This window comes from Vibrio sp. Sgm 5, from assembly GCF_026241575.1.
Classification (GTDB): domain Bacteria; phylum Pseudomonadota; class Gammaproteobacteria; order Enterobacterales; family Vibrionaceae; genus Vibrio; species Vibrio jasicida.
The window spans coordinates 19,220-29,250 of the sequence record NZ_JAPHPY010000060.1 but is presented as its reverse complement, the minus strand read 5'-3'; the positions used below and the strand labels follow the sequence as shown (position 1 = coordinate 29,250).

The 10,031-nt window shown below is 46.8% G+C and carries 10 protein-coding genes and 1 riboswitch; of the genes, 7 read left to right on the top strand and 3 right to left on the bottom strand.

Annotated features, from left to right (window positions below; translation table 11 throughout):
• Positions 1-372 precede the first annotated feature (372 nt).
• Positions 373-897: a DUF3087 domain-containing protein gene (locus OQJ86_RS23075; protein WP_104047167.1), complete on the bottom strand. Its 525-nt coding sequence runs from the start codon at positions 895-897 to the stop codon at positions 373-375.
• Positions 898-1,055: 158 nt separating this feature from the next.
• On the opposite strand from OQJ86_RS23075, the gene trmY reads away from it, so the two are divergent.
• Positions 1,056-1,655, top strand: a complete 600-nt coding sequence (trmY, locus tag OQJ86_RS23070) for a tRNA (pseudouridine(54)-N(1))-methyltransferase TrmY (RefSeq protein ID WP_005374282.1) — start codon at positions 1,056-1,058, stop codon at positions 1,653-1,655.
• 75 nt (positions 1,656-1,730) lie between these two features.
• Here trmY and OQJ86_RS23065 read toward each other — a convergent pair whose 3' ends face one another.
• On the bottom strand, positions 1,731-3,074 hold the full coding sequence (locus OQJ86_RS23065; RefSeq protein ID WP_045406345.1) for a TldD/PmbA family protein: 1,344 nt from the start codon (positions 3,072-3,074) through the stop codon (positions 1,731-1,733).
• On the bottom strand, positions 3,074-4,459 hold the full coding sequence (locus OQJ86_RS23060; protein ID WP_005435311.1) for a TldD/PmbA family protein: 1,386 nt from the start codon (positions 4,457-4,459) through the stop codon (positions 3,074-3,076). The genes OQJ86_RS23065 and OQJ86_RS23060 overlap by 1 nt, the downstream gene beginning before the upstream one ends.
• A 356-nt stretch (positions 4,460-4,815) precedes the next feature.
• A riboswitch (TPP riboswitch) is annotated at positions 4,816-4,925 on the top strand.
• A gap of 109 nt (positions 4,926-5,034) precedes the next feature.
• On the opposite strand from OQJ86_RS23060, the gene thiD reads away from it, so the two are divergent.
• The 6 genes from thiD to thiM are packed head-to-tail and all read left to right on the top strand — an operon-like array spanning position 5,035 to position 9,970.
• Positions 5,035-5,907, top strand: coding sequence for a bifunctional hydroxymethylpyrimidine kinase/phosphomethylpyrimidine kinase (gene thiD / locus OQJ86_RS23055; RefSeq protein WP_186175757.1), 873 nt, complete (start codon positions 5,035-5,037; stop codon positions 5,905-5,907).
• Positions 5,897-6,652 (top strand): ABC transporter ATP-binding protein, encoded by a 756-nt coding sequence (locus tag OQJ86_RS23050; protein ID WP_265991294.1) that lies wholly within the window; start codon positions 5,897-5,899, stop codon positions 6,650-6,652. Before thiD ends, OQJ86_RS23050 begins: the two co-directional genes overlap by 11 nt.
• Entirely contained in the window at positions 6,645-7,445 is an 801-nt protein-coding gene (locus OQJ86_RS23045) for an ABC transporter permease (protein ID WP_050918773.1), read from the top strand. Before OQJ86_RS23050 ends, OQJ86_RS23045 begins: the two co-directional genes overlap by 8 nt.
• A gap of 47 nt (positions 7,446-7,492) precedes the next feature.
• Entirely contained in the window at positions 7,493-8,443 is a 951-nt protein-coding gene (locus OQJ86_RS23040; protein WP_104038494.1) for an ABC transporter substrate-binding protein, read from the top strand.
• A gap of 54 nt (positions 8,444-8,497) precedes the next feature.
• Positions 8,498-9,166 carry a thiaminase II gene (gene tenA / locus OQJ86_RS23035; protein WP_265991290.1) on the top strand — a complete coding sequence of 223 codons (669 nt, stop codon included), beginning with the start codon at positions 8,498-8,500 and terminating at the stop codon, positions 9,164-9,166.
• Positions 9,167-9,178: 12 nt separating this feature from the next.
• Positions 9,179-9,970: a hydroxyethylthiazole kinase gene (gene thiM / locus OQJ86_RS23030; protein WP_265991287.1), complete on the top strand. Its 792-nt coding sequence runs from the start codon at positions 9,179-9,181 to the stop codon at positions 9,968-9,970.
• Positions 9,971-10,031: the final 61 nt, after the last annotated feature.

Genomic DNA, 10,031 nt, shown 5'->3' with positions numbered 1-10,031 from the left:
AAACCGCTCTTTATTAAGAGAAATTTCTAATTGGATTATCATCAACGAGTGCCCACACAGATTGATAGGTCTATATTTTTAAAGAGCTTGCTTCGTAAGCTTTGCTATCGAAGCGGAGGCGTATTCTAAGGAATTAATTCTTAGTGTCAAACACTTTTTCAAATTAATTTTTAGAAGCTTTTCTTTCGCCTCATTGCCAACCACTTTTGCGTTTCCGCTTTGCCCTGACAACGGAGGCGCATTATAGGGAGATGATTTTTCTTGGCAACCCTTTTTTAGAAAAAAACTTAAAAAAAAGCGTCGAGTGATGAAATTTCACTCAAACGCTTATTTTTAGCACTTAGTTGTTAACTTAACGTAGCAAATAGGCAATCAATATGTGTCAATCCAAGACTCTTCAAAGCTTGTGATATCAAGCTCCAATGACTTCGCTGCTTCTATTTGCTCAATTGCCTCTAATTCTTTATTTACACTGCTCATCGTCAATGTGTTGTTGTCTAACTCAAACACCTGACTTTGAGTCGTATAGTAGAACTTAAGTATCGTCAGCGCTTTTACATCGTGCTCAGCAGAAGCGGCTTTAATGCTTTTCAGTTTGCGAAAGATCTTGTTGTGCAGCTGCTTGAGTTTCCAGACATACAACACTTCTTCCATATAAGGGCGTGTTTTGAATTGGTTCAGCAAAGACAGTGAAGTGACTAAGGCAAGCACAACACCAATTAAGTTCCAGTGAAAGTTCCCCGTCGACTGTTCAGGTACTACATCTGTATTACCAAACAAAACGATCAATAGCGTACTAAAAGCAAGAGAAGAGATAGCAAGCAAGGCAACAAAGCCACCAATCACTAGGTTGACCTTCTTTCTATAGACTTGTTTGTTTATTTTTTTGATTTCCATATACCGCTCCTAACAGGTTGCCTCTATTCTAACCAGCACACTCCGCACGACAATCGAAGCTTTGTAAGTAAGTTCACATTTGCTATTAAACTCGCATCCATTCCCTGCTTGGGTATATACTTCCGCGCATTCACTCTTCCTATATAGAGGCTAAATTCATGCGCTCTTTTGTTTTACGAGCTCGCGCGGCGCCAACCACCAGCAAAGCACTGTTAGAAGGTGTTGGTAATGAAGCGCATACAGAGATTCTTGCTCATACCATGATGAACACTATGTTCGTTGCTCAATCACACCGTGAAGATGTGGTTGTTCACTTGGTTTTAGAAAGCACAAAAGACTTCTCGCGCACCATTACTATTCGCTCCAACGACATCACCAACATTGGCGGCTTCCATGAGTCAACCTTGATTGCAGCAGTGGCTCGCGCTTTGGATGCTTCGGTTGGTATGGGTAAAGAGCAGCTTCGTGAAGTCGAACCTGGTATCACCGTTCGTACCGTCAGTTTTGAACGCCTAGTGCAAGAGCTGGCAGAAGATCACCAACTATATATGTTGGATAAAAAAGGCGAATTTGTTCGTGATGCAGAAATCGGTGGAAACCCATGTTTCTTGCTAACTGACCATATTCCGATGCCGAAGAAGTCTTTTAACAGCTTGAAGCGCCTTGGCACAGAGAAGATCAGCTTAGGTCCTAAGATGCTGTTCGCTTCTCAGTGTGTGGTATTGATCCACAATGAGTTGGACATTCGCGAATTTTAATTCTCACGAGTTAATCACTCCATAAAAAAAGAGGACTCCATGAGTCCTCTTTTTGTTTCTATAGTAATGCTAAGTTTACTTACCACCAATGCTCAAGCGTGCAAAGCGAACGTCTGGCGAGAAGAAAGTGCGGCTATCGTTAATTAACTGAGTATCACCCACAGCCTCAACTTCTTGCAGCATCTTGTAGAAGTTACCTGCTACTGTAATACCACGCACTGGTTGAATGCGCTCACCATCACGGCACAAGAAGCCACTCGCACCAAATGAGAAATCACCACTCACTGCATCCGCACCAGAATGGACACCTTGGAGTTCGACTAACTCTAGGTACTCACCCGCTTTTACTTCTGACGCACTGCTGTGACCTGTCGCAATCACTTTGTGATTCGCTGATACGTCTAGGCTCGATTTTGCACCGCGAGCGGCACTTGCTGTCGAGACTGCGCCCAAGTAACTTGCGGTCTGGCTGTTGTGTAGCAAGGTTTTCAACTCACCATTAGCAATCATCACATTGTCTTGAGTAGCAAAGCCTTCACTATCAAAACTCGCGATTGCCATACCATTTGGCATGTAAGCCGTATCAGTAAAGGTAATCAAATCACTCGCAACACGTTGACCAAGCTTGTCACCCAGTGGCGTAATGCCTTTCATCGCGCTTACGCCAGAGAAAGCACTGCCGAAAGCACCGAATAAACTTGCTAGCGCATTAATGTGGAAAATAGCAGGGTAGTTACCTGTCGCAACCGGAGCACCTTCCAGAAGATCACGAGCAAGGTTGTAGCCACCTTCGATACAGTAAGCTGGATTCAACTCATCAAAACGGCGACCAAGTGACATTCTACCCGCCATTGACTGTTTGCCGTCTTTTTCAAACAAGGTATACGCGTAACAAGTGAACGAGCGCTCGAAGTGTTGACACAATGTGCCTTGAGTATTGGCAATAATTAATTGCGTTTCGCCATCGCTGTAACCATTGTAAGGCGCGCTAGAAGCGTGAGGTAGCGCTACTACGCCTTGCTCAAGTGCGAGAGACAGTTCAATTTTTTCATCAACAGAAGTTGTATCTTCTTGCGCAATCTCAGCAACATCAGTCGCGATTTGGCTGTTCATGCAACTAATAGTCTGATGTTCATCTTGCTTGGAAAAGCGAGCGCTTTGGAGTGCGTTGGTCAGCATCAAATCTAAGCTTGGTTGCTCTAACGACTCAGAATAGCTTGTTGCAACGCGCGCATCTTTCACAACACGAACACCCAGAACTTGGCTTGAGCTTACTTTGTACTCATCCAGCTTTCCTTGGTTCGCTTTCAGAGAAAAGCTGCTGTTGCGGTTTACAATGACGTCCGCTTCTGCACCTTGGCGTTTTGCTTCTGATAGGACGTAATCAACCGCATTAAGAAGTTGTTGTTCTTGGCTCATTAGTTACCGCCTCCTACCAGAATGTTATCGACTTTCAGCGTTGGCTGACCGACTGTTGTTGGTACTGAACCACTTACTGAACCACACATGCCCGGCGCAAGCGCCATGTCTTTGCCGACCATGCTGATTTCTTTCAACACTTTTGGACCCGTGCTGATCAGCGTTGCTGTTTTCAGAGGTTTGGTGATTTTGCCATTTTCAATGAGATAAGCTTCACGAACAGCAAAGTTAAACTCACCCGTACCCGGTTGAACCGAGCCACCGCCCATCTTCTTCGCATAGATACCACGTTCGATGCCTGCCAGCATGTCATCAAGTGAATGCTCGCCTTCTTCGATAAAGGTGTTACGCATGCGTGAGGTTGGTGCGAACTTATAGTTTTGGCGACGACCAGACCCTGTTGGCTCATAACCTGTCTTCATGCCACCCATTTTATCGACCATAAAGCTGGTTAGCTTACCGTCTTTGATCAATTGAGTGCGCTGAGTCTTCATGCCTTCGTCATCAACATGAATCGAGCCCCATTCGTTGGTCATGGTGCCATCATCGACTGCATTCACTGCGGTGTGAGCAACCATTTCGCCCATCTTGTCGTGGAATACTGACGCTTTCTTCGCAACCGAAGTGGTTTCTAGCAAGTGGCCACAAGCTTCGTGGAAGATTACGCCACCAAAGCCGTTACCAATTACCACTGGCATTTCACCCGATGGACAAGCATCTGCGCCAAGTTTTACCAACGCTTGTTGCGCGATAGTTTGACCTAGCTCTTTCGCATCAAGCTGTTCACTGAACTCCCAACCAGCAAGAGCACCAGGACCTTCCATACCAGAAGACTGCTCATTACCTTTTTGAGCGACAGTATTACCAGCAACTCGTATGTAGTGACGGGTATCGTCAACGTGCAGACCTTCTGAATTGAAGATAGACACTTGTTGTTCACGCTGAAGCACACTGCCAATGAACTGGCTGATATGTTCACTCTCAGCACGTGCTGCTTGGTCAACTTGCAATAGGAAAGCAATTTTAGAATCTAGGTTAGCGTCTTTGCCAAGTGGCATACGACAACCATGTTGAATTGGGTAGCGGTTCAGATTGAGAGAACCTGCTGACGCGATTTGCTCACGCTTGTCTTTTGCTGCAAGCAGTGAGGTTACGCGTTTAAGTTCGGCTTCATCGGTGCTGTTGGTGTAACCGTAAAGCACTTTATGACCGAAGAAGAGACGAATACCGATACCAAAATCGATACCCGAGTTCACCTTATCTACCTCGCCAGATGCGATCTGGACAGTGTTGGTTTGATGGTGTTCAACGAATAGCTCAGCGAAATCAGCCCCTAAAAAGAGGGCATGATCGATCACCGCTTTCGCTGTTACAGAATTAAGCATGAAATCTCCTTGCTCGTTGATCGTCCTAGCCTTCCCCACCTTTGAGTTAGACTCTGTTTATTAAAGTCATGACCTAAATCGAATGACTCAAAGACATATTGGCAACGCGTTAAATATTAACACTTTTTTAACCTTGTTTTGTGCTAATCCTTGCTAAATCAAAGAACGATTCGTTACGTATTATGTCGATATCTCACTATTAGATAGTGTCTTGAACTACTACTTTCAATGCAGCACGTCATTTACTCTGAATTCTGTTCTCTCATTACCGCTATCAAGTCTCATATTTAAACGATTACTATCCCTTTACAGGAAAAAACACGTGCACCGTAACTGAGTGAACTGCTATTATCTTGGCGAAATAGTCGGGGGGCCCATGCATTGAATGCGTCGGCTGAGATCGAAATCGAGACCCGTTGAACCTGATTCAGTTAGCACTGACGTAGGGAACTATCATCACTTTGCCACTAGCCTGCTTGAGTCTCTATTAGTACAGCTAGTCTCAACGGATCCGATCACCGATCTTCCCTTGCGATGGCCAAGTCAGTTCCTGTACGTCTGTAATAGGAGCGACCATGGCGCAGCAGTCAAACCAAGAAAAACCATCAACACAGCCAAAAGCAGCAACTTCAATAGACACACCGATTGTGTTGACGATTGCAGGTTCTGATAGCGGTGGCGGCGCAGGCATTCAAGCCGACATCAAAGCGATGTCCGCAACTGGCAGTTATGCTTGTTCGGTAATCACGGCGATTACTTCGCAAAATACCCAAGGCGTTTCTGCGATTTTCCCAATTCCTCTCGACCACGTAGAGAGCCAACTCGATGCGGTATTTACCGACCTCAACATCGTTGCAGTCAAAGTGGGCATGTTGGCCGATTCCAACATCATTAAGGTCGTTGCCAACAAAATTAAACAATTCCAGCCAAAACACCTCGTGATTGACCCTGTAATGGTGGCCACCAGCGGCGATCTATTACTGGAACAGTCGGCAATCAGCACTTTAAAAGAAGAATTGATTCCGCTCGCAGACATCATTACTCCTAACCTACCAGAAGGCGCCGCATTGACGGGTAAGCCAGTGCCTCAGTCGGAATCTGAAATGAACGATATGATTGCTGATTTACGCGCACTCGGTGCAAAAGCGGTGCTGTTAAAAGGCGGCCACTTGGAAAAAGACGAAAACAGCAACGATCTGCTGATCATGCAAGACAGCGCCGAGTTAATCAGCGCTAAACGCTTTCCAACCAAAAACACCCATGGCACAGGCTGCACGCTGTCTTCTGCTATCGCGTCTTATCTTGGACAAGGCAACAATCTGCACAAAGCGGTGCACCTTGGTAAGCAGTACATCAGCCAAGCTATCGCGCACGCTGACGAATTGGATGTCGGTAAAGGTCATGGTCCTGTGAACCATTTTTTTGCAGGTCACACGCATGTGCGCTAATGCACTCGGCATTCAACTTACCGAAGCAAGTCTGCAATATAAAGACAGCCAAACGCCAACATTAGCAGGGTTGAGTATGACCATCCCTGCCAATCAATGGACTGTGTTACTTGGCCGTAGTGGTTGCGGAAAAACGACGATCCTTCGTTATCTAGCGGGCTTGTTAGACGACAAAGTCGAATGGCATGGTGAATTAACCACCACGGATGGCATCGCCCTACACGAACGTATTGCCTACATGGCACAACAAGACTTGTTGCTACCATGGCTAAATGTGTTAGACAACGTCTGTCTCAGTTCTCGATTTTCTCAAGACCAAGCACCAGAACAAGATAAACAACGTGCACTGACTTTACTCAACCAAGTGGGACTCGCCGATTACGCGGATGCTAAGCCAACTCAGCTCTCTGGCGGCATGAGACAGCGTGTTGCCCTTGCTCGCACTCTGATGCAAGACAAACCTCTAGTTCTGATGGATGAGCCTTTCTCTGCACTGGACGCGGTTACTCGCCATAAGTTGCAAACCTTGTCTGCCGAATTATTGAAAGATAAGACCGTTGTTCTGATTACCCACGACCCACAAGAAGCGGTGCGATTAGCTCACCAACTCTATGTGTTGCAAGGCACACCTGCTCAAGCTCAGCACTTGGTCGTTCCGGACTCCAAGCCTCCAAGAGTTCTCGATGGAGAGTGCGCAGTGCTACAACAAGCGATTTTGGATCAACTGGAGAAAGACTATGAGTGATATGACTCAGTACAACTCCGTTTCGGCACGCATTAGTAAAAAAGAACGCGTGACCCATCCGGCTCTGCGCTTGGTCATTAGCACAGCGGTGATCTTGGGATTGTGGCAGTTGGTCGTGGTGGTATTCGACATGCCAAGCTTCATCTTACCTTCACCAATTGAAGTGCTGGATAGATTGGTCACTCGTTACGATGTCCTGCTCAAACATACTTGGGTTACCGCGCAAGAGATTTTACTTGGCTTGGCGCTTGGATTATCAATGGGTTTGCTGTTCGCATTGCAAATGCTGATGTTCGAGCCGCTGAAGCGTTGGTTACTGCCAATTCTGATTGCTAGCCAAGCGATCCCTGTATTCGCTATCGCGCCAGTGCTTATGCTTTGGCTGGGTTACGGCATTGCATCGAAAGTCGTCATGGCGGCAATCATCATCTTTTTCCCCGTCACGACATGTTGCTACGACGGTTTGCGCAATACACCAACAGGTTACCTCGACCTTGCCAAGACCATGGGCGCGTCTAAATGGCAGTTACTTCGTCATATTCAATTGCCAGCCGCACTACCAACGTTAGCTTCAGGTATTCGTGTTGCCGTCGTTATTGCGCCAATTGGAGCAGTGGTCGGTGAGTGGGTAGGTTCAAGTGAAGGCTTGGGTTATCTGATGCTCCAAGCTAACGCTCGCATGATCATTGATGAGATGTTTGCGGCGCTGTTTATCCTCGCCGTGCTGTCTATCGCACTCTACTTCATCACCGATAAATTATTGAAAAAAGCCATCCCTTGGGAAAGCAAGTAATTGCCGAAAATAACCAAAGGAAACTGGGAAAGAAAAGGAACAACCCCGTGAATAAAAACAAACTTATGAGTGCTGCTGCTCTACTCGCTTCAGTGGCATCAACCAACGTGCTTGCCGCTGAAAAAGAGATGACACTGATGTTGGATTGGTTCGTCAATCCAAACCATGGTCCTATCGTGATTGCCAAAGAGCGTGGTTACTTCAAAGAGCAAGGTTTGAAGGTCAATATTCAAGAGCCCGCAGATCCAAGCACACCACCTAAGTTGGTCGCGGCAGGTAAAGTCGACATGGCGATTTCTTACCAACCAAGCCTGACCATCGATGTCGCGGCTGGTTTGCCACTAATCCGCTCTGCGACTTTGATTGCTACGCCACTCAACACGCTGATGGTGTTGGACAACGGTAAAAATGAAAACCTTGGCGACTTGAAAGGCAAGAAGATCGGTATTGCGATCGCCGGCAACGAAGAAGCGACTATCGGCACCATGCTAGCTCAAGAGAACGTGAAGTTTTCTGACGTACAAATCATCAACGTAGGTTGGGCGCTGTCTTCGTCTCTTGCGTCTGGCAAGGTGGATGCGATTTGGGGCGGTCTACGTAACTTCGAAACCAACCAACTGGCACTAGAAGGTTATAAAGCTAAGGCCTTTTTCCCTGAAGAACACGGAGTACCAGCGTATGACGAGTTGGTCTTCGTAGCCAATGCAAAAACCTACGACAAAGAAGCCATCAAGGCATTCAACAAAGCGCTAGAGCAAGCAACCACTTACATCGTTAACCATCCAAAAGAGTCGTGGAAAGAGTTCGTGGCTTATTCACCAGACACCCTCAACAACGAGCTTAACCAACGCGCTTGGAACGACACGCTAACTCGTTTCGCTCTTCGTCCATCCGCTGTAGATCTGAAACGCTACGATGACTATGCGCAGTTCATGTATTCACAAAAAATCATCGAAACACTGCCAAAAGCGAAAGATTACGTACCGAGCTTTGACTAATGCTACTGACCTTAGGATATAAGCCTAGGGTCCTTTGATAACGAGATACCCATAATGAAATACCAAGATTTGATCGACGCTTGCCGCCAAGATTGGCAAGAATACACTGAGCATGCTTTCGTACAGCAATTGGCGCAAGGCACTCTGGCTCAGCCTTGTTTTCTGCATTACCTAAAGCAGGATTTTCTTTTCCTAAAACAGTACGCACGAGCTTACGCATTAGCGATCTACAAAGCGCGTACTTTGGATGACATGCGCCGTGCCCTACCAAGCGTACATGCATTGCTCGATTCTGAAATCGCCCATCACGTGACTTACTGTGAGCAATGGGGACTGACAGAATCCGACTTAGAAAACGAGCCAGAAGATTTCGGCACTGTGGCTTACACCCGCTACGTATTGGATGCTGGCATGACGGGCGATCTTGTTGATCTTTACGCAGCACTGGCGCCATGCTCTATCGGTTATGCCGTAATCGGTAAGATGCTGATTGAAGATGAGAACACGATAATCGAAGGCAATCCATACGCAAGTTGGATCAACCTCTACGGTGGTGAAGAGTTCCAATCTGGTGTCGCAAAAGGTGCAGAACACTTTAATCAGTTATTGGCGGAAATCGATATCAATAGCCAGCGAGGTCAAAACCTGATTCAGGTATTCAAAACTGCAACGCGTATGGAAGTGGCATTCTGGCAACAAGGCCTGAACGCTCAGCAAGATTAATCGGAGAGTCTCATGTTAATTGAACAAATCACCCAAGCATTAACCGCAGTGCGCCAGCAAAAGCCGTTAGTCGTCAACATCACTAACTACGTGGTGATGAACAACACGGCAAACGCGCTATTGGCTATCGGCGCTTCTCCAATCATGGCGCACTCCAAGCAGGAAATGGCAGAGATGATGTCGTTCGCGGGCGCACTGGTTATCAACATCGGTACCTTAGACAGCGTTTGGACACCGCGCATGAGCTATGCCGTAGAGCAAGCCAATGCCAATGGTAAAATCGTTGTACTCGACCCTGTCGGTTGCGGAGCAAGCTCACTACGTACAGAGACATCACGTGAGATCGCACGCCTTGCAGACAAGCTGATCATTCGTGGTAACGCTTCAGAAATCATTGCTCTTGCTGGCGAGCAAGCACAAAGCAAAGGCGTCGATGCGTTAGACAGCAGCGACGCAGCACTTGGCGCAGCAAACTTCTTAGTCTCAGAGTATGGTACAAGCGTGGTAATTTCTGGCGAGACTGATTACATCGTCACGAAAGGGCAAACCGTGCAACTGAACAATGGTCACGAGATGATGCCATACGTAACAGGAATGGGCTGTACGCTCACGGCACTAACGGGCGCTTTTGCTGCCGTTGGTGATGACACTGGTCTCGTAGCAGCAGCGGTACTAGGTGTTGTTGGCGAGATTGCAGCGGAACAAGCTCGTGGTCCAGGTAGCCTGCAAATGAACCTGTTGGATGAGCTTTACCAGTTGGATGAAGAAACATTGGCGAAGCGCCTCAAACTGCACGTGCAATAAGCTTTTATCTCTTTTAACACTAGCCTCTCAATCCTCTTTCAATGAGAGGCTTAAAGGAAAC

What these genes read in the sequence shown, in the direction of transcription:
- OQJ86_RS23075 (WP_104047167.1), bottom strand. Translation starts at nt 897, where the DNA reads ATGGAAATCAAAAAAATAAACAAACAAGTCTATAGAAAGAAGGTCAAC.
- trmY (WP_005374282.1), top strand. Translation starts at nt 1,056, where the DNA reads ATGCGCTCTTTTGTTTTACGAGCTCGCGCGGCGCCAACCACCAGCAAA.
- OQJ86_RS23065 (WP_045406345.1), bottom strand. Translation starts at nt 3,074, where the DNA reads ATGAGCCAAGAACAACAACTTCTTAATGCGGTTGATTACGTCCTATCA.
- OQJ86_RS23060 (WP_005435311.1), bottom strand. Translation starts at nt 4,459, where the DNA reads ATGCTTAATTCTGTAACAGCGAAAGCGGTGATCGATCATGCCCTCTTT.
- thiD (WP_186175757.1), top strand. Translation starts at nt 5,035, where the DNA reads ATGGCGCAGCAGTCAAACCAAGAAAAACCATCAACACAGCCAAAAGCA.
- OQJ86_RS23050 (WP_265991294.1), top strand. Translation starts at nt 5,897, where the DNA reads ATGTGCGCTAATGCACTCGGCATTCAACTTACCGAAGCAAGTCTGCAA.
- OQJ86_RS23045 (WP_050918773.1), top strand. Translation starts at nt 6,645, where the DNA reads ATGAGTGATATGACTCAGTACAACTCCGTTTCGGCACGCATTAGTAAA.
- tenA (WP_265991290.1), top strand. Translation starts at nt 8,498, where the DNA reads ATGAAATACCAAGATTTGATCGACGCTTGCCGCCAAGATTGGCAAGAA.
- thiM (WP_265991287.1), top strand. Translation starts at nt 9,179, where the DNA reads ATGTTAATTGAACAAATCACCCAAGCATTAACCGCAGTGCGCCAGCAA.